A 19,812-nucleotide genomic window follows, 5' to 3' on the forward strand; every position below is an offset into this window, starting at 1 on the left:
ACGCGTGGATCGACCGGGCGGCCTTGGTGCAGCGGCCATGTCGCCTGCGACACATTCACCGCTCAAAACTTCCAGCAATTGGCATGAGCTTCTCCCGATTGGTGGCGTTGAAAACGGCCGCGCCTTTCCTGCGGTCCGGAATTGCGCGTTATAATGCGTCGTTCCGGTGCACCAGCAGCGCAACAAATCGCTCGAATAATAGATGATTGTTGTAGAGCTTGATAGACTGTTTGGTGAAAATATCCCGTTTTCCAGGCCGATCGATGCGGGTGTGCCAACGAACATCCTTTGGCTCACGGAAATTGAATCAATACATTGATAAACAGGTATTTTCTTTCATTGACAATCAAGGTTGTCACGCCGCGCGCGATGTTCGTTACCGTTCATATAACGCAACAGTATTGCGTTAATACGGATATTAGTTACCTAAATTGAGCATCCGATTCGGCGTCATCCGATTCGTGAATGTTATCTGGCGTTCTGCAATTGGCATAAGCGAGGAGCCGGCCACAGCCAGCGATAGGGGGCGGACGACATATGAAGATGGAAAGCCGGTTGGTTTTGCGAGACAATCGTTCGAGCTTCACGATACCGTCGCGCTTTGGCGCCGCTCTTGCGTCGATGTCGCGGTTGGCGATCAATGGCATGAAAAGACCAGCAGGCTAAACAAGCTCTTTCAGGAGAATGAAGATGAGTGTGAAAATCGCGCGATCTGTACTTGCTCTCGCAATTCTGGGGGTGATCAGTGCGCCCGCTTCCGCCCATCATTCCTTTGCAATGTTCGACCAGACCAAGACCGTCGTCCTGCAGGGTGAGGTGGGCAAGTTCGAATGGACGAACCCGCATGCCTTCGTGATGCTCGACGTGCCGGTCAATGGAAAGACGGTTCGCTATACGCTGGAGTGCAGCAGTCCAGCATTGATGCGCCATGCAGGTTGGAAATTCAACACGATCAAGGCGGGCGAGCGCGTGCGCGTGGCCATGCATCCTCTCAAGAACGGGCAAACGGGTGGGATGCTGGCGAAGGTCAAGGTTCCGGACGGCCGATTGCTCGCCGCCTGGTGAAGCAGGCCACAAAGATGCGAGCAGAGCCGCGCAATCTTTAGAGCGATTTCCACGCGATCGGAACCGATCGCTGGTCAAGAAATCGCGGAGGTTCGCTACGAGGATATCCCGCATGGCGGGACCATGAAGATCGTCGAGCGCCTTCACCTTATCGGGTCGGATATTTTGCAGATCGATATCACAATCGAAGATCCCAAGTGTCTATCAAGGCCTTATATTCATTATCAAATATAGGCGTGAGATACACGAATATAGAATCACAGAATTTGTCTGCGAGAACAAAAAAACTGTGATGGAGAGAGACGGAATACTGGGCCTGAAGACCGAATAGCAATCTATTCGACGGAACGGAAATGACGCCCTTCCGCACGAGGCATACAGCAGAGGACAGCTTCAAGCGGAAGATCGGCCTTGAACAGTAGGGGGAAATTTATGCACTTCTCTAACACTACGTCATACCGCACCTTGGCATGGTTTTTCGGACTTTGCGCCATTCTCGCCGCTCCTGCGGGCCAAGCTCAGGTTGCCGAGAAAGGAAGCAATCAAGGCGCTGCCAGGGACGGGGCCGCAATGGGCGATATTGTCGTCACCGCTAACAAGCGCGGCGAGAATCTGCAGAAGGTGCCGCTCTCCGTCAGCGCATTTTCCGGCGAGCAGATTGCGCGCCTGAACATTCGCGACACCACGCAGATCACGCAACAAATCCCGGCTCTCCACGTCAATGCCTGGTCGCCCAAGCTCACCATCTTCAGCTTGCGCGGCATCTCGCAGAACAATTTCACGGACAATCTCGAAGCGCCGGTCGCCGTCTACCAGGACAACGCCTATGTCGCTTCGATGAACGCCATTTCAGGGCAACTTTTCGACGTCAAACGGATTGAAGTGCTGCGCGGTCCTCAGGGCACGCTTTTTGGCCGCAACGCAACCGGCGGTCTCATCCATTATATCAGCAACGACGCGAGCGAGGATGCTTTCAACGGCTATGTCCAGGGGGACTATGGTCGTTTCGAGAGCCGGGCAATCGAGGGGGCGATCGGCGGGGCATTGGCGACCGGATTGAGGGTCCGTGTCGCAGGACGGATCGACAAGGCTCATGGCTACATAAAGTCGCGTGACACTGTCCTTGCCGACGGGACCATATTGTCGGGCAGCGGCCAGGATCTGGGCGGTCGCAATGGATGGGCGGCGCGGGTCAATCTCCAATATGATCTCTCGCCGGAAGCGACGCTTGGCCTTTGGTACAAACATTCGGAGGACAATCACGTCGCGACCGGTGGTTATGTTTTCGAAAATTGCGATGCGGAGGCCAACGGCTACTGCCATACCGACGCCGCCGGGCTGAGCGATGGAACGGGGGGCGTGATCAACGGTCTGACAGGTCAGCCAGCCTCGCCCTGGGAGCATTTCGGAGAGCGTCGTGGCAACCTCGATCGACATGTGAATGACTATCAGGCGGACTTCAACTGGAAGGCGGGCGATGGCCTTACCCTCACGTCCATCACGAATTATCTTCAACTCAAGCAGGTCTATGCAGAGGATGGAGATGCCACGCCGCTTCTCACCGTGAATGTCGACACAGCCATGGATTTTCACCAATTCTCTCAGGAATTGCGGCTGAGCGGAGAAGCCGACCGTTTCAAATGGCAGCTCGGCGGCTATTTTCTCGACATGAAATATCAGGGCTACCACAATATCACGGGTGCCCCCGTCATTGACCTCGCCCTAGCGGCCAACGGCGCGTTCGCGACGCCAACCGTCCAACAGCCCTATAGCATCAGATCCCGCAACTGGTCGGTATTCGCGCAGGGCGATCTGACACTTGCCGAGCGATTGACGCTCACCCTGGGAGGACGCTTTTCGTCTGATCGCAAGTCGATCGATTATAGCGCTATTCTCGTCGATCCTTCGATCAATCCCAATCCGGTTACGCTGTTCACCGGCGAGGGGCTGGCCGCGATCGTGCCCGGGGTCAATCGGGACAGGTTCGACGGCTGGGCGGCGCGCGTCTCGCTTAATTTTCAGGCAACGCCCGACCTGCTCGTCTATGCCTCGTGGAACCGTGGCATCAAGGGCGGGAACTGGTCGCTTTCGTCGAACATCCAGCCACTCGATTTCAAGCATCGGCCCGAAACGCTCAACAGTTTGGAAGCGGGTTTCAAAGCATCGCTGCTGGATCGCAGGCTGCGTCTCAACGGCACGCTGTTTCACTATATTTACAATGACTATCAGGCCTTCTCCCTCGCCGGTGGCGTACCGCACGTCTATAACAGCGATGCCCATTCGACCGGCGCGGAGCTTGAGGCTTTCTGGTCTCCTTCGCGGCGCTTTGACGCGGTTCTCGGCGCGACATGGCAAACATCGCATGTCGACAGCATTCCGGCGACCGGTACGCAGGTGGGTCCTGAGTTCTTCCCTGGAGCGCCGGACTCGCAATATTGTGCGAACCAGGGCGGTTTCTTTCTCTGTGATTTTCCCCAGAAAACGATTGTGGGCGCGCAATTTCCCAATGCGCCGCGTTTCAGCCTGAATTATCTGCTGCGCTACAATGTGGATCTGGGCGGCGGCAATGTGGCGGGCCAGATCGACGGTGCCTGGTATGACGACCAATATCTGGAAGTCACCAATGGCCTGTCATCTCTCCAGAAAGCCTATAACGTGACCAACGCATCGCTCACCTATACGGATCGGGCGACAGGGATTGCGTTGACCGCATGGGGCAAGAACGTCTTTAACAAGGCGTTCCGTGCGTACGCGCTGAACCTTGGCATATTGGGCACGACGTCAATCTATGCGCCGCCGGCAACCTATGGGGTGACGCTGCGGATACCCTTCGGACGACGATGAGGCGGCAGGCACGCTGAGCGAAGGCTTCACGCGTGGGCTGACAGGCCGTCTCATTTCTTGAGATGCTGCAGCCGCGGATCGCCGCCATCGGGATACCAAAAGGTCATATGGCACCCTTCGCACGCACGGTCGATCTCGCTGCCAGCCTCAAAAAGGGCGACCGGATCCCGCCGGTCGATGGCTGCCAGCGCGGTCCTCGTTGTCCTCTGCATATTCTGGGCGAAGGACACCAGCGTTTCATGATCGCTGGCGAGCAGGCCGTCGATCTGTGCCGTGCTGAGTTCGCCCGACGGTCGGACAATGCCAGCCGGGGCTGCGTGCCGCCCCTTCATCATCACGAGATTCATCGCTTCGATCAGTGTCACCGCATGGCGTCGAACGGCATCCCATTCCTCGGCTGTGCGCGGCTCGCGCTTCACCACGCCCTTCTCGTCCGAAACGGTCGCGACGGATTCCCAAAGGCCGTCGGCCGCCGGATCGACCGTCGCGTTCATCAATTGCTTGATCGTAAAGGATGTATCGAAGGGTTCGGCCTCGTTTTGGGATGAGGCCGTCGTCTGATTGGAGCTTGCCTCAACCGGGGCCTTGTCCGAGCACCCACCCAGCCCCACCAGGGGGCCTGCCAAGACAGCGAGGGCAACGAAAGAGATGGCATGCCGCATGTTTGTTTCCCCACCAGCAATGTGAAAGCGCCTTTTGAAACCAACCGCCTACTTATTTGGCGTTCTGGTCGTCCTGTCTGGTGCTCGCGCCGCCATCGCCGCTGCGCTCATCGAAATTGACGACGCCGTCCTCGGCCGGGTTGATTGGTCTGTTCATGAACTTGTCGAGTTCGCTCGACATCTGGACTGGCTTGGCAGCAGGCGTGGAACTGGCGGTAGCGTCCGTCTCATTGTCGCTCGTCTTTCCGGAGCAGCCGGTGAAAGCCAGAACCATCAATGTCGGAAACACGGAAGCCGTTACAAACCTGCGCATTTGTCAATCCTTCTCTTCGAACCCCAAGATGTTGCACCACTTTGCTGCAAATCGTCTGGAACCTGCAACCGGGGCCGCATCAGGGATTGAACCTCTTCGCCCATATAAGCTTGAGGTTTACATTACGCAACAATAGTCTTGAATAATGCCGATGTGTTGCCATAACGGTAAATATGAATGATGCGGGGAGTCGCCGGGCGATCCAGCCTCTTCGCGTCCTGAAAATGGCGGATATGCGTCTGGATTGGGGAGAGCTTCGATGTTGCGGATACAAAGCGGCGCGGGTTGCGATCTTTCTGCGATTTGCTGTGGCGGCCTGGTGGAGGATCGGCTGTGAAGATCTGGCAAGTTTCCTTTTTGTCACTCGTCCTGCTGACCGCGGCCTGTGGCGGACTATCGAAGGATCAGGCTGACCGCGACGGCCCCCGGACTTCTGATGGCCGGCCGGATTTCTCGGGAACCTGGCAGCGCTATCCTGACGACTGGTACGGGACTGATCCCGACCATCCTCCGCCACCTGGCGGACCGTTTCCCCTGAAGGAGCCATTCGCGGGTCAATACGCGACGTTACTCAACAGGCTCCACGCGGCTGACGTGGCGGGCACACCGATCGCCAATTCGAGCACGAAATGCCTGCCGGAGGGCATGCCCTCGATCATGGGTGCGATTTACCCGATCGAGATCATGCAGGATGCAAAGCGACTGGTCGTGCTTGCCGAATTTCTCTCCCAGACCCGCAGGGTGCATATCGGCGAGAAGATGCCGCCGGCCGATGATACGGAGCCCTCCTACAATGGCTATTCGGTCGCGCGCTGGGACGGCGACACGCTAGTGATTGAAACCTCGCGCGTGCGACCCGACGTCCTCTTCTTCAATGTACCTCACAGTATAAACATGAAGATTACCGAAAGGCTGAGGCGGTCATCGCCGACCCTGCTCGAGAACAAGGTCATGATCGAGGATCCGGAATATCTCAGTCGGCCCTATAGTTTCACGTTCCAGTACAAGAAGACCGATTACAAGATCGGGGAGTTTGTCTGCGAGAATAACCAGACCAAGGTGGACGCTGAGGGCAAGGCGTCCCTCCAGCTTCAGCCGGACACGAAGTGATCGAACGTCGCAACGACGTCATCGATAACTTGGTGAGCCGAAAGATCTGGATGCTGTGGTCCAAGGATTTGGACAGCCGAGTGGTCGCCACGGCGCAGGCATTTGAAAGGTAGTAAAATGAGCAACGGAACGATATTAGTGGCGACGGTCGGGCAAGCGATCATTCGCAGCGCGGATGATGGCAAAAGCTGGAATCGCCTCGGCGTGGGCCAACAGCTCGAATTCGATGCGATCACCCGCTCATTAAGCGTCAGTCCGACGTCACCGGAGACGATCTACGCCGGAACGGACATCGGGCTATGCATCAGCACCGACACGGGTGGAAAGTGGGAACGGATCGCATCGCCCTTTGACGGGGAAACGGTCTGGAAAGTTGCGGTCGATCCCAATGACGCCGATCGGATTTTTGTTGGTACCGGGGCACCGTCGCGCGCCGCGTTGTGGCGCACCGAGGATGGCGGCCAGACCTGGTTGCGGGCGCCAGTCGAAATCCCCGAATTTTGTGCCGGCGTCAATCGGCCGCGGCTGCTGGCGTTCGCCTATGACCCGACTGATCGCAACAAATTGTGGTTCGGGCTCGAGGAGGGAGGGCTGTTTCACAGCAACAATGGCGGCGAAACCTGGGCCCGGCTGGATGACCGTCTGTTGTGGGATTTCAATTCCGACATCCACAATATTACGGTCCTGCCGAACCACGGCCGGAAGGTCGTGGTCGTGGCGAGCGTCAATGCCGTCTACCGCAGCTTCGATGATGGCCAAAGCTGGTCCGGGATTCTGGCGAGCGAGGCTTTCGGGCTCTACTATGTTCGCGCCCTCAACAAGCCATCGGCGAGCGAGAATGTGCTGTATCTCAGCATTTCCGATGGTACGCCTGGCACGACAAGCAAGCTGCTGATTTCCCGCGACGCTGGAGAAAGCTGGGAGGTTCTGCCTCTTCCCCAGCAGCCCAATTCCTGCTTCTGGGCCATTTCCGTCAATCCCTGGAACGATCGCCAGATCGTCGCGGGTACCAAATATGGTCATTTGTTCACGTCCGAAAATGGCGGCTTCAGCTGGCTCAAGCAATGGCGCGATTTCAGCGAAATCGCTGACGTTCTCTGGACCCCCGCCGTCGCTCAGATAAAGGCTGCGCACCAATCGCTGGTGACGGCGAAATAGCAGGAGCCAAGGATCGCCGACTGCGACATTGGTGACGGCCGGGCCTTGTCCCCCATACCGGGACCCTGCCCGTCAGCGATGGCGGGCGGGCAGCTGCGTGAACGACTGTCTTGATTGCCGGGCTGTTCGCTCGGTCTCGACATCGATTGATGCCAGGGTTCCCTGATCGCGCACTCCCACCTTGCTGAAGACTTCAACCAGGCTGTGCGCTGGCTTGCGGTTTCGACAGGGGCTGTCGTGCAGCCAGTGCGTGCTCGCCGGAAATGCAGCACAGCCAAGGAACAAGGCGAGACGCATCATTTATGCAACAATGATAGATAAAATTGACATTCTGTTGACTCTTAGTAAAAAGCATCGATAGTGTCCGTCTATCGATAGATGCGTCCTGGTTTTGCCGGGCGTGCGAGCAGGCGGGCAATGTCGAATGTCCGACGCGTGGCTCCAAGGAGGCAGGAAAGGTCTGCGCATATTGGACAGTGGAGCGGCGTTCGGTGCACCTTTGTCGGATCGGGCAGTTGAATGATACCGCCTCATTGAGGCTATTGATTTTGGATTACGGAAAAATTCAAAATTAGAAATAACCGTATCAAATATTATCAAACAGAGCGGGATTAAATCTTGCCACTATATGTTGAGCAGCAGGAACAATCGCTGGCGATTTCGCCGATTGTCTGAACCGTCGCAATCCAAATATTTACTGCCGCGACAACATGCAGGGAGGGTTGTTATGAAATATAATTCCACATCGGGGAAACATTGGGCGGTGCGCCAGGCAATAGCCTTGACGGCGTCTGCATCCGCTACCATGGCAATATGTCCGGCGGTTCTCCACGCCCAGGAGGAGCCGCAAGCGCAGCGGGCGAAAACGGACGCCGAGGCGATTGTTGTGACGGCCCGGCGCAAGGAAGAAACGCTCACGGACGTTCCCGCATCGATCACCGCCTATTCATCCGATTATCTGCAGAAGCAGAATATCCAGACGTTCGCCGACTATGCGACGAAAATTCCCAACCTGACCTTTCAATATGGTCAAGGTACCGATTTTTCGTCGGTTGGCTTCGTAGGTGGCCGTCAGACCGTTATTCGCGGCGTTGCCGGTTCCAACACGACCGCCTATTATATCAACGATACTCCTGTGCCGGCATCGATCAGTCCGCAGGTCCTCAATCTGGACCGGATCGAAGTGCTGAAGGGACCGCAGGGCACTTTGTTCGGTGCCAGTTCCATGGGCGGCAATCTGCGCTTCATTACCCGCGAGCCATCGCTCAACGACAATAGCTATGTCGTCCAGGCGCAAGGGGGTGGAACGAAGGGTGGCGGCTTCGACTTCGATGGCAATGCGCGGGCGGACGTCGTGCTCGTTCCCGATCGCGTGGCGCTCAACATGGCCTTTGGCTATTTGCGCGAATCAGGTTTTGTCAGTCGCCGTTTTCCCGATGGCGCGGGGGACTTCACCACGAAAGGCGGGCAGGGCCGCAACGACACCTATTCCGGATCGATCTCGGCACGCTTCAAGCTGTCTGATTCGATCGAAGCGACGCTGAGCGGGATCGGGCAGAGCAGCGATCTGCATGGCTTCCCGGCGGCTTATGCGCCGTTGCCAGGCTATCAGCCGCAAACCTATACCCTCGATCGCGACCGGGATGTTCAGGAATTCTCCAAAGACCGTTGGGGCCTGGGATCGCTCGCGCTCAAATATGCGGGCGACGGCTTTTCCGTCATATCGTCCACAAGCTATTTTGCCCGCAAGACCTATGAGCGCGAAGACAATACCGAAGGTACCAACTTCTTCATCGAAAACTCGCTAGGGGTCGATGCCGGCAATCCTGCGCTTTTCACGGACAATATCTCGCGCGACCGCCGTTTCACGCAGGAAACGCGTCTGTCCTTCGACGAAGGCGCGCTATTGCCGCATCTGTCCGGAACGGTGGGCGTCTTCTACCAGCATAAATATACCAGCTTTTACCAGCCGGCGGTTATCGTGCCGGAACTCGGCGCAGCCGGCTTCGATCCGCCCTATGTGACGAACCAGCGCTACCCCGCGCATGAAGATAATAGCGCCATCTTCGGTGAACTCTATTATGAGGTGGTCCCACGGCTCACCGTGACCCTGGGTTTGCGCCATTACTGGATCAAGCAAAAGGCCGATGCGGTGCTGAGCCAGGGCATTTTCAACGCGCCGGGCGGCGACTTCGCGCCGGAGCGACGCAGCCGGCAGCAGGGCTTTGTTCCCAAAGCGGTTGCTTCCTACAAGATCGGCACGGATGGCACCATCTATGCTTCGGCCGCCAAGGGCTTCCGGGTGGGCGGATCGCAGGGCAGGCTTCCCGATTTCTGCTCAGGGGATCTGGCGGCGATCGGACGCACCCAGGATGACGTGCAGGAATACAAGTCCGATACCTTGTGGAGTTACGAGGTCGGCGCGAAGAACCGTTTCGGGCGATTGAACGTTTCGGCAGCCGCCTTCCAGATCGACTGGTCCAACATCCAGCAGCAGGTTGCGCTGCCGACCTGCACCTTCTCCTTCATTGCCAACGCCGGCAAGGCACGGATCCGTGGCGGCGAACTTGAGATTTCGGGCCGGCCGGTTGCCGAATTGCCGCTCACCATCCAGCTTGGCCTTGGATATACCAACGGCAAGCTGATCGATCCGGGCCTCATCAATCAGGCGCCCGATACGCGTCTGGTGCAGGTTCCGGAATGGACCGCGACTGTCGGGGCAAATTATGAGCATGAGATCGGCGCGAATATGAGCCTGTTTGTCAGCGGCGATTATAGCTACACAAGCTCGGTCAAGGTCGCGAATAGCGCAGGGGGTTTCCTCACCCGCCACCCGTTCAATTTCGTGAACGCCAATCTCGGTCTGCGCTTCGGCTCTTCGGAAATCATGCTTTTCGGCAAGAACCTGCTCGACAAGCGCCTGAACCTTGGCGACCTCTACAGTTCGGGGTTCGAGCGTCAGGAGATCCTGGCGGACGGCAGCGCACAGCGCTTGCCCAGGGCGGCCGTAAGCCGGCCCCGGCAGCTGGGCGTGCAATATCGTCTGAAATTCTGATCTGTGGAGGTGTCCAGGTGGATCCCGTAGTACCTGGACGGAGGGCTGGTAGGGCAAGACCCTGCCAGCCTTCATTTGATGCGGGATTGGCATCGCATGGAGCCCATGAGGCAGAATGTGGGGCGATATGGTCATTCAGAGAGGGCATAAGCATGGTGGCAGTGTCATGACGTCAACCGTCGTCCGGTGCCTATGGCGCAAAAAGGGGGCCTATCGCTCGGCCGTCCTGCCGATTTATCTCGCTGCCTCCCTGATGGCGGCAGTTTCGCCCGCTCAGGCCGAAGTCCCATCCATGCCTTCGGCGTTGCCGGTGCCGTCCACCGGCCAACCGCCCCTGTCGTCCGCAACGCGGAGAGGAACCGAATATAGCGATCTCGAGAAGGCCGGGTATATCGAGGAGGAGTATTATCTGTCCGGAACCGCGCCGGCGATCACGGCGGCGGGCGAGGCGCTGTTCCAGGCACCATATATTACGCGCATCTTGGTGCGGAAGCCGAAAGATCCGGCCAAATTCAACGGCACTGTCGTCATTGAGCCTTTCAGCTGGTTTGGAGAACGAGGCGCGGGTTGGATACTCACTCGCGCCTATTTGCTGCGCAAAGGCTATGCCTATGTGGGCTATACCCTCAATATCAACAAGCCAGCGGAGGACCCCAAATTTCCGCCGGGTGAGTATGAGGCGACGGGCCGTCCCAACCGCTATACGGGGATCGTGAACTTCGAATTCATGCGGCGTTTCGATTATGCCCGTTATGCGCCGCTGGGCTCCTATTACGACCCGGCCCGCTTCAAACGCGGCGGAGCGCCTGATCCGTTTGTGCCGCAGTCTCAGGGTATTGGTGCTGGGCTGGCGCTGCTGCTCAAATCCAACCTCGCCGATGGTCCGATGAGTGGGCTGCGCGTGCAGCGTGTCTATGTGGACAGCTGGGCGGTGACTGCGCAGGTGTGGATGGATTATCTCGACCAAGGGCGTCATCAGCAATGGCGCATGCCCGATGGACGTCCGCTCATTGACGCCTATATGACCGGTCGCATGGCCTTTGGGGAAGTTGGCGGCGACGTCATCCGTGTGCCTCGCAAGATGCCGAGTGATGTGCCCTTCGTCACTGTCTATAGCCAGTCGGAGCTGATGCATGACGCGATCGAAGGCATCACCCTCCCGCCAGATACGGACCAACCGATGCTGCGCTATTATGAAGTGACGGGTATGCCGCATCTGCGACTGGCGGATCATGGCACCCAACATACCGAAGATGTCGCTGCCGATGTTGGCAAGGGCGATGTGCCGCGCTGCCAGATGCTGTACGACGAGCCGGCCGAGATGGTTGTCTCTGCCTTGCTGGACGACATGGACAAGTGGGTGCGGGAAGGGAAACCGATGCCCAGGGCGCCGCGTGTCGTTAGGAAAGGGAAGGGCGTCCTTCGGGATGCCACGACGCAGAACATGATCGGCGGCGTTCGACCGCCTTGGATCGCCGTTCCCTCTGCCACTTATTGGACCGAGCAGGAGTCTCACTGCGATATCATCTATGACACGAAGGTGCCGTATGACCACGCCAAGCTGCGTCGTCTTTACGGGTCGTACAGTACATATCTCAGAAAATATGAGGGAGCGAAGGAGGCCGCTGTCAAACAGGGTTATTTGCTACCGGAAGACCGTGACGAATTGAAAGCCATTGCTCAGCCCGGAGATTTCGAGCCAGCCGCGCGACAGCCCGAGTAGAAGGCGAAGTTGGCAATCGATGCCTATAGTCTATCAAGAATGAAGAAATCTGCGCTCCTCTGCCTATGCCGCATATATCAAGGCCTGTGGGGCTTCATGGCGAGTTGATGACGGCGGCGGCAAGGTAGATCATGGCCTCAAAGCTCTGATCGGTTTTGCATGCGCGCATGATGATGCGTTCGAACTCTTTGAGTTTACAGAAGAATTTTTCGATCAGATGCCGCCATTTATACATCTCTGTATCGAGCCCGATGAGAATGGCGCAGCGGGGGTGTTGCGAGATAACGATCTTTGCGCCGCGTTCGTTGAGTTCGGCGATGATCTCGTTGCTGTCGAAGGCGTTGTTGGCAAGCAAGGCACCGAACTCAACACCCTTGATCAGCGGGGCGATGCAGGCTGAGATCTTTCTCGACATCGATGCGACGAGGGCGACCATGTGGGCCGCCCTTGCCGGATGTCAGACGGATTTGACTGTCAGAAGACGCCGGCTCGCCCTAAAGGCCCGATAGCCAAGGCTGAGCATCGCGATCAGCAACACGCCTTGGGCGGCTGCGAACGGCGGCTCGTTTCCATGCGGCGCCAGCGCATTGAGCGTGGGTATTTTCAGGAAAGATTGAACCACCAACACAAACAGGTTGAGCCAGAGGCCAATCGTTGCGGTGACTGCGTAGATCGATGAGGCGCTGCCTGTGAGCTTGCGAACATACCAAGCCCAGAAGGCGACCCCGAGGATTAGGGTCGAAAAGATGCCGACCCCGAGCGCGGGGGTGAAAGCGACGATCGGGAAGAGGAAACCCGTCAGGCTGGTGAGCAGGGTTGTCCAGAGGAATATCCCGGTTGCCCGCGGAAGCACGCGGCCACGTGCGAAAGCGGGCAGGGCGATCAGGCCCGATCCGATGCCGACGAAGCTGATCGCGACATGGAGCATGGTGAACTGCGCTATGGTCAATCCAAGGATCATGGCATGTCTCCTTCAGAGGTAGCGCGCCGCAGGGCGCGACAGCGAAAGGTAAGGACGAAGCGTCGAGCGGGCGGCGATATAGGCTTCGTAATCGGCCATGTCGGGAAGCGCGGGAATGGTGATCACCTCGCCCTTGTCGAAGCCTGAAAGCGCGGCGTCGACCATGTCGTTTACGTCCATCACCATTTCGGCCGGTATGCTGGCAAGCTGCGCCTCGTCCCAGATCGCGGTGCGGGTGATGCCCGGAAGTACCGCCTGGATGCGGACTCCCTTCGCGCCAAGTTCGACCTGCAACGCTTCGGTGAAGGCGAGGACATAGGCCTTGCTGGCTGGATAGACGGCGGTGAAGCCGTCGGGCATCAGCGCAGTGATCGAGGTGATGTTGACGATCGCACCCGATCCCGTTTCCGCTAGACGTGGCGCGATCGCAGCCGAGAGGCGTGTCACCGCGAGGATGTTGAGGTTGATCATCCCGGTGAGATAGGCGGGGTCGGCGTCAACGAAGGTCGTTTCGCCCGCGATGCCGGCATTGTTGATCAGGCCTGTGATTGCCTCGTCGCTGTGGAGGCGTGCTTCGACGCGGCTCAGGTCGTCGGCATTTGCGAGGTCGGCCGAGAGGGTTTCGACCGACACGCCGGTCTCGCTGGTCAGGCGGGCGGCGAGGTCGGCAAGCTTGTCGGCCCGGCGCGCGACGGATGAGGTTGTGTCCGCGGCGGGCAAGGCGATCGGCATAGACGGCGCCGATGCCGTCCGATGCGCCGGTGATGAGAAAAGTCTGCTTGGTCATCTGACGTCTCCTGCGGAAGGAGGCGCAGTCCCCTTTGGACCGCGCCTATTCCTTATCAGCTGTTGATGAAGTCGAGAAGGTCGGCGTTGAACCGGTCCTGGTGAGTGACGGTCAGGCCATGGTCGGCGCCTTCGTAGATCTTCAGCACCGCCTGCTTGACGATTTTGACGGTTGAGCGAGCCGAGGCGTCGATCGGGACGATCTGGTCATCGTCGCCGTGGAGGACGAGGGTGGGCTTGTCGAATTTCTTGAGATCCTCGTTGAAGTCGCTTTCCGAAAAGGCGCGGATGCTGTCGAGCAGACCCTTGAGGCCACCGTTCATGCCTTGCCGGACGAAGTCGTCGCGCACCGCTTCGCTGACGTTGGCGCCCTCGCGGTTATAGCCGAAGAAGGGAAGCGTCAGATCCTTGAAGAATTGCGGGCGGTTGTCAAAGGTGCCCTTGCGGATTCCGTCGAATATCTCGATCGGTAGGCCGATCGGATTGGCTTCGGTCTTGAGCATCAGTGGGGGAACTGCGCCTATCAGTGCAACCTTGGCGACGCGATCCGTGCCGTGGCGCCCGATATAGCGGGTGACTTCGCCGCCACCGGTTGAGTGACCGACGAGGATGACGTCCTTCAGGTCGAGCTGCTCGATCAGTTCGGCGAGGTCGTCGGCGTATTGATCCATGGTGTTGTTATCCCAGACCTGGTCCGAACGGCCGTGGCTGCGGCGGTCGTGGGCGATGGTGCGGAAGCCTTGGTTCGCGAAGAACACCATCTGGGCATCCCAGGCGTCGGCGCTGAGCGGCCAGCCGTGGGAGAAGAGGATCGGCTGCCCGTCCTTCGGGCCCCAATCCTTGTAGAAGATGTGCGTGCCGTCGGTGGTGGCGATGGTGGTCATGTCGTGGTTCCTTTCGCTTCGTGAGAGACGGATCGTCCGCCGTTGAAAGGAGAGATAGACGCAGCGTCGCTTGCGCGGGATTGGCGGACCCGACAATATGCGGGCCGATTCCGACAAGTGATCGATCGGAGAACTGTCATGCCGAAGTTGAAGGTGCCCGATGGGCCGCCCACGCTGGTCGAGGTCGGAATGATGCTATATCCAGACTGCCAGATCGGTATGGTCCACGGGATTACCGACCTGTTCCATGTCGCAGGGCGTTTTGCGGTCGATCACGGTCGTACGCCGATCCGCGTCAGTCATTGGCGATTGCAGGACGCCGGGGGCTTCGCTCGTTGCTTCGACAGCCATCCGGAAGAGCCTTGCGGTAATTCGCCGGGCGTCGTCATCGCGCCGGGGAGCCTGCACAAGTTGCTCGAGGCCGAGGAAGCGGTCCCCTATGCGCGCTGGCTGCTCGACCGCCACGCGCAAGGGAGCATCCTCGCGTCGAATTGCGGCGGCGCTTTCGCGCTTGCCGCGACCGGTTTGCTCGCGGGGCGTCCCGCGACCACGCACTGGTATTTTGCCGAGGAATTCAGGGCGCGCTTTCCCGATGTCACGCTTGAAGCTGACCGGATGGTGGTCGACGAGGGTGACATCATTACGGCCGGCGGGCTGATGGCTTGGACTGAACTGGGTTTGCGCATTGTCGAGCGGTTGCTGGGTCCGTCGGTGATGATGGAGACCGCGCGCTTCTTCCTGATCGATCCGTCGGGGCGCGAACAGAAGAATTATGCGAGCTTCGCGCCCCGGCTCACGCATGGCGACGAACCAATCCTCAAGGTGCAGCACTGGTTACAGGGCAGGGGGGCGGGTCCGATCTCGGTCGCCGATTTGGCAGCCGAAGCTGGGCTGGAGGAGCGTACCTTCCAGCGGCGGTTCAAGGCGGCTACGGGCAAGACGCCCGTCGAATATGTTCAGCACATCCGCATCGGCAAAGCGCGCGAACAGCTTGAGTTCACGAAGCGCACCGTCGATCAGATTGCGTGGGAGGTTGGCTATGAGGATGCCGCTGCGTTCCGTAAGCTCTTCCATCGGATCACCGGCCTGTCGCCCCAGGAATATCGCCAGCGCTTTTCGTCGTCGTACCCGCTGGTGGAAGTAGCCTGAATGGCGGCTGTGGACGCCCCGCCGGATGCAAGCAGTAAATCGGGATGTGTGGCACGTAGCCGGATGCTGTCATCTGCCCGGCCTCGATGAGCAGGGCCATATGCTGCGGGCCACCTATCCGAAAATAACGGGGACCACCTCAGCCCCCAGCTACATCATGCCTGGGATACAACAGTAGGATTCCGCCAGGGTGAAGTTAAAATGGCTAATGGAATAGATGTAAATGAGTTTTGTCAGGAAGTGTTTATTTTCGGTAAAAAATTGTTATTCAACCAGAATTCGATAATGAAACTTGTGATACCCGAACACTGCCTCCTGACGCGCTGAGGTCCAGCGCTATGTCAATAATTCGGGCATTGATCAGTTCTGACAACGTGGCTGCACCCTCATTCAGGAACAGCTCCACAGAGCCCGCGTCGATGAAGAGGCTGATCTTCGCAATGCCGTCAGAGAAGTCGCACGGCAGGCATCGATTTTGACGCCAGGCATCGCTGTCGGGGGCACCGGGGCCGCTGGTGTCGCGTTTGATGAAAGTTCTATTATCGCTTAGCTCGAGGCCTATTTGAGTGAAATAGCCGCCGCCTCCGCGCACGGATAGCCACACTCCTGACGGCCAGTTCGATCCGATGCGCGTGAGGGTGAGGTCAATGCGGCCGGCGAGAGAGCCCGCATCTGCGGGCCAGATATAATTATTGCCTTCGGCAATCGTCTGATCAGTGCCATGAACCGCATGTGTGAATACGTCATTCTGCGCTGGGAGAGGGGTGCTGAAAAGCCGTGGCACGTTGTCAAGAAGCCGTAGGCGTAATTCTCGAACAATACTGAGTTGACCTCGGTAATCGTAAGTCGGTAGCAGTCGGTTGGCATACGCCCAGTTGTTCATCCATCCGATCGAATATGCATGGGTAAGGGGATCGGCAGCTTGCGGGTCAGTCCAGATAACGGCCGCGTAAAAATCGGCTCCGCCATCCAGCCATTGTTCATCGGGATTGCCGGTCGTGAAGGTCGCGCCATCGAATTCGCCGACCCAATAGCAGGTTCCGCCAGTGAATTCGGAGGCTGTTCCATCTCCACCTACCAGCAAAACCCATTTGTCCGAGGAGGTCGTGCCGTCCGGATTGTATAGATGTAGCTTGAAGAGATGAGAGCATTCCATCACGGCACCGGCGACCGTTGACAGAAATCCGCTTGAATAGGTCCACTGCTTCAGATCTGGCGAGGTGTAGATGCCGATCTTGCTTTCTTCCGAGAGCGTCATGACCCAACGCCCGCTGATCTCGTGCCAGAAAACCGTAGGGTCGCGAAATTGCCTGTTTCCTGGGAAGTTGGGCAGTACGATGTCGTGAAAGGTGAAGCTGGTGCCCTCGTCAAGAGAGTACCAGAGTGCGCAGGATTGATTTTGCCCGGCTGCATTGTCGGCAGGCATGGTGACGAGCGCTATCAGCGCACCGGGGCCGAATCCGGCAGTGTTGGCAGCGTCCACAATGGCACTGCCTGTCCAGATGTCTCCATAGGCTGTTGTGTGGCGTGGGATCGAGATACCCTGATCCTGCCAAGTGACGAGATCGGGAGAGGTCCAGCGGCGCCATTCGGTGCCATCGGTGGGATAGGTCGGATTGAATAGGGCCCACATAGTCCAGCGATTGCCCATTCGTACAGGACGCTGTGGGTCGTTGATCCAGCCCCCTGGCGGGGCTGCGATGTGATATCTTGGTCGCCCGTTTATTTCGGGTTCCGTTGGCAAGGCCGGAGAATTCGAAGCTCCACTCGGCGCGGACGTTGCACCAATTGCAGGTTCTGCTTCGCTGCCGCAGGATGAAAGCATTGGAAAGGCAGCGAGCATTTGCAGCGTTTGCCTGCGTGAATAGAAGGGGGTAAACGCCACTGGCCTACTCCTCTCACCAACTTTTTTGATTTTCTGGCTGTTGTCGGCGCGCTCGCTTGGAGCGGAGCGCATCGATGCCTGATTGCAGTCAGGTCGAAGGAGGGGCTCGCAATCTCTGCGTGCCCGCCAATTGGATGCGGCTGACGGAAAACGCCTTCATGACCCTTTTCCTCCTGTGCAGCATCATGCTTTTCCATGATCGCTTGCGATTAAATCTATATATGTGATTTAATCGCGTCAAGCCGTCAGGAAGGGGCGACTTATGGACATCTCTTGTGGAACTAGTCCATTGAATTTACGTGGTTTCTCTGGCGCGGCGTTGTCGGCTCGGCTTTAGTTTTCGGCTGTTCGGTCGCTCTGAAGTGAAACGACTTCTGCCTTGTCGCCCAGAATTACTCCTACCCGCTGGTGCAATTTGGTGGGCAAGATTTCCATGATCCTTTGGTCACCGTCTATGGCTGCGCCGCCTGCCTGTTCTACCAGAAAAGCCATCGGATTTGCTTCATACATGAGGCGTAGCCTCGCCTCGCCTTCCGGGCGCGCATCTTTGGGGTAAAGGAAGGTGCCCCCTCTTTTCAGAATTCGGTGTACGTCGGCCACCATGGAGGCGGTCCAACGCATATTATAGTCCGTGGCCAACGGCCCTTCCGCACCCTGAATACGTTCCTCGACATAGCGCTTGATTTGCGGCGACCATTGACGTCTGCGCGCCATGTTGATGGCGAACTCCCGATTGCCTTGCGGCATCTGCATGGGGCCATCGGTCATCCGCCATGAGCCGATTTCGCGATCAAGAGTGAATTCGTAGACGCCGGATCCGATCGTCAGAACCAGCAACGTTTGCGGTCCATATATCGCATAGCCGGCTGCAACCTGATGGATGCCGGATTGAAGACAATCCTGCTCCGTTACCTCGCGTCCTGAAGCATTTTCGGGTGCCTTGAGTACAGAAAAGATCGTGCCGACGCTCAGGGCGACATCAATGTTGCTTGAGCCATCGATCGGATCAAACAGCAGCAGATATTCGCCCTTCGGAAAGCGATTGGGAATGGGATAGAGGGTCTCCATCTCCTCGGACGCCATGGCTGCCAGATGGCCACCCCACTCATTGGCGTCGAGCAGCAACTCATTGGCAATGACATCGAGTTTTTTCTGAACCTCACCCTGAACATTTTCGCTGCCAAGGCTGCCAAGGACTTCGCCCAGTGCGCCCTTGGATACTGCATGACTGATCGTCTTGCAGGCGCGCGCGACCGTTTCGATGAGAAGGCGCAATTCTCCCGGCAACGCCTGAGCCTGACGTTGCTGCTCGATCAGGAAACGGCTGAGGGAGATGGCCTGCATGGTGCGCCTTTGCATGGGGGGAGGGAAGGAGAGCTAATCAGCTATTCTTGCGGCAACGTCTGCACCGTGGGCATATCGTGCTGCTTCATGGATATCGGCGGCTTCCGGCCTTACGCCTGTATACAGAATAAATTGCTCGACTGCCTGGAGCACGATGACTTCGCCACCGGAGATGATATTCTTTCGTGCGGCTCTTGCGGCGCGAACGAAGGGCGTGTCGACCGGTTGGGCAACGACATCGAAGGCAATGCTGCAGGCGGCGATCTGCTCCTGACTGAAGGCCAGAGCTGCGCTGTCCTTGCCGTCCATACCCAATGGCGTGACATTGATCAGCAACGGCGCGCCATCCTGCGGCGGATCCATGTGCCAGTGATAGCCATATTGGTCTGCGATCGCCCGCCCGGCCATTTCGTTACGCGCGATGATCATCCCATCGACGAAGCCTGCATCCTTGAGCGCGGCAGCGACGGCCTTCGCCATTCCGCCGCTGCCGCGGAGCAGAAATGGTACCGGTTTATCAATGCGCTTCTCCAATAACTGGCGAACCGCAACATAATCCGTGTTGTAGCCAGTCAGTCGGCCACTGTCGTTGACGATGGTGTTGACGCTATCGATCACGCGAGCGGAAGCTTCAAGCTCATCGATCAGGGGAATGACCACTTCCTTGAACGGCATGGAGATGGCGCAGCCGCGGATGTCCAATGCGCGGACGCCACCGATCGCTGCAGCCAGATCCTGCGTACTGAAACTTTTATAGACATAGTCCAGTCCCAGGATCTCGTAGAGGCGATTGTGGAAGCGTGATCCGGCGTTTCCGGGGCGACCTGACAGCGACATGCACAATCTGGTGTCTCTGCCGATTGGCGGTTTCAT

At 58.0% G+C, this 19,812-nt stretch carries 16 protein-coding genes; 7 read left to right on the forward strand and 9 right to left on the reverse strand.

Annotated elements, in window-relative coordinates:
• The first annotated feature begins 690 nt into the window (after positions 1–690).
• On the forward strand, positions 691–1,065 hold the full coding sequence (locus tag MRBLMC3_RS15515; RefSeq protein ID WP_363830218.1) for a DUF6152 family protein: 375 nt from the start codon (positions 691–693) through the stop codon (positions 1,063–1,065).
• 570 nt (positions 1,066–1,635) lie between these two features.
• Complete coding sequence (locus MRBLMC3_RS15520; RefSeq protein WP_363830219.1) at positions 1,636–3,909, forward strand: TonB-dependent receptor; 2,274 nt, start codon at positions 1,636–1,638, stop codon at positions 3,907–3,909.
• 50 nt (positions 3,910–3,959) lie between these two features.
• Here the strand turns inward: MRBLMC3_RS15520 and MRBLMC3_RS15525 are convergent, their stop codons facing one another.
• Positions 3,960–4,403 carry a hypothetical protein gene (locus MRBLMC3_RS15525; RefSeq protein ID WP_363737096.1) on the reverse strand — a complete coding sequence of 148 codons (444 nt, stop codon included), beginning with the start codon at positions 4,401–4,403 and terminating at the stop codon, positions 3,960–3,962.
• A gap of 220 nt (positions 4,404–4,623) precedes the next feature.
• Positions 4,624–4,884, reverse strand: coding sequence for a hypothetical protein (locus MRBLMC3_RS15530; RefSeq protein WP_363830222.1), 261 nt, complete (start codon positions 4,882–4,884; stop codon positions 4,624–4,626).
• A gap of 594 nt (positions 4,885–5,478) precedes the next feature.
• Here MRBLMC3_RS15530 and MRBLMC3_RS15535 point away from each other — a divergent pair.
• The 4 genes from MRBLMC3_RS15535 to MRBLMC3_RS15550 all read left to right on the forward strand — a co-directional run bounded on the left by MRBLMC3_RS15535 (position 5,479) and on the right by MRBLMC3_RS15550 (position 11,930).
• Positions 5,479–5,994, forward strand: coding sequence for a hypothetical protein (locus tag MRBLMC3_RS15535; protein ID WP_363830224.1), 516 nt, complete (start codon positions 5,479–5,481; stop codon positions 5,992–5,994).
• A 117-nt stretch (positions 5,995–6,111) separates the two neighbouring features.
• Positions 6,112–7,152 (forward strand): WD40/YVTN/BNR-like repeat-containing protein, encoded by a 1,041-nt coding sequence (locus MRBLMC3_RS15540; RefSeq protein ID WP_363830227.1) that lies wholly within the window; start codon positions 6,112–6,114, stop codon positions 7,150–7,152.
• 886 nt (positions 7,153–8,038) lie between these two features.
• The gene (locus tag MRBLMC3_RS15545) at positions 8,039–10,207 is read left to right on the forward strand and encodes a TonB-dependent receptor (protein WP_363830230.1); all 2,169 of its coding nucleotides are present in this window, start codon (positions 8,039–8,041) and stop codon (positions 10,205–10,207) included.
• A 115-nt stretch (positions 10,208–10,322) separates the two neighbouring features.
• Entirely contained in the window at positions 10,323–11,930 is a 1,608-nt protein-coding gene (locus MRBLMC3_RS15550; RefSeq protein WP_363830233.1) for an alpha/beta hydrolase domain-containing protein, read from the forward strand.
• A gap of 94 nt (positions 11,931–12,024) precedes the next feature.
• Here MRBLMC3_RS15550 and MRBLMC3_RS15555 read toward each other — a convergent pair whose 3' ends face one another.
• From MRBLMC3_RS15555 to MRBLMC3_RS15570, 4 genes are all read right to left on the reverse strand, one after another.
• The gene (locus MRBLMC3_RS15555) at positions 12,025–12,366 is read right to left on the reverse strand and encodes a transposase (protein ID WP_363830236.1); all 342 of its coding nucleotides are present in this window, start codon (positions 12,364–12,366) and stop codon (positions 12,025–12,027) included.
• 21 nt (positions 12,367–12,387) lie between these two features.
• The gene (locus tag MRBLMC3_RS15560) at positions 12,388–12,891 is read right to left on the reverse strand and encodes a hypothetical protein (protein ID WP_363830239.1); all 504 of its coding nucleotides are present in this window, start codon (positions 12,889–12,891) and stop codon (positions 12,388–12,390) included.
• Positions 12,892–12,903: 12 nt separating this feature from the next.
• The gene (locus MRBLMC3_RS15565; RefSeq protein WP_363830242.1) at positions 12,904–13,623 is read right to left on the reverse strand and encodes an SDR family NAD(P)-dependent oxidoreductase; all 720 of its coding nucleotides are present in this window, start codon (positions 13,621–13,623) and stop codon (positions 12,904–12,906) included.
• Positions 13,624–13,733: 110 nt separating this feature from the next.
• Positions 13,734–14,561: an alpha/beta fold hydrolase gene (locus tag MRBLMC3_RS15570; protein ID WP_363737087.1), complete on the reverse strand. Its 828-nt coding sequence runs from the start codon at positions 14,559–14,561 to the stop codon at positions 13,734–13,736.
• A gap of 138 nt (positions 14,562–14,699) precedes the next feature.
• Between MRBLMC3_RS15570 and MRBLMC3_RS15575 the strand changes: the two genes are divergently transcribed.
• On the forward strand, positions 14,700–15,710 hold the full coding sequence (locus MRBLMC3_RS15575) for a GlxA family transcriptional regulator (protein ID WP_363830245.1): 1,011 nt from the start codon (positions 14,700–14,702) through the stop codon (positions 15,708–15,710).
• A 268-nt stretch (positions 15,711–15,978) separates the two neighbouring features.
• On the opposite strand, the gene MRBLMC3_RS15580 is transcribed toward MRBLMC3_RS15575, so the two are convergent.
• The 3 genes from MRBLMC3_RS15580 to MRBLMC3_RS15590 all read right to left on the reverse strand — a co-directional run bounded on the left by MRBLMC3_RS15580 (position 15,979) and on the right by MRBLMC3_RS15590 (position 19,812).
• Complete coding sequence (locus tag MRBLMC3_RS15580) at positions 15,979–17,595, reverse strand: glycoside hydrolase family 32 protein (protein ID WP_363830248.1); 1,617 nt, start codon at positions 17,593–17,595, stop codon at positions 15,979–15,981.
• A gap of 333 nt (positions 17,596–17,928) precedes the next feature.
• On the reverse strand, positions 17,929–18,939 hold the full coding sequence (locus tag MRBLMC3_RS15585) for a class 1 fructose-bisphosphatase (protein WP_363830251.1): 1,011 nt from the start codon (positions 18,937–18,939) through the stop codon (positions 17,929–17,931).
• A gap of 33 nt (positions 18,940–18,972) precedes the next feature.
• A complete protein-coding gene (locus MRBLMC3_RS15590; RefSeq protein ID WP_363737084.1) occupies positions 18,973–19,812 on the reverse strand; it encodes a shikimate 5-dehydrogenase in 840 nt (279 codons plus the stop codon).

It is taken from the genome of Sphingobium sp. LMC3-1-1.1 (assembly GCF_040676285.1).
GTDB lineage: Bacteria > Pseudomonadota > Alphaproteobacteria > Sphingomonadales > Sphingomonadaceae > Sphingobium.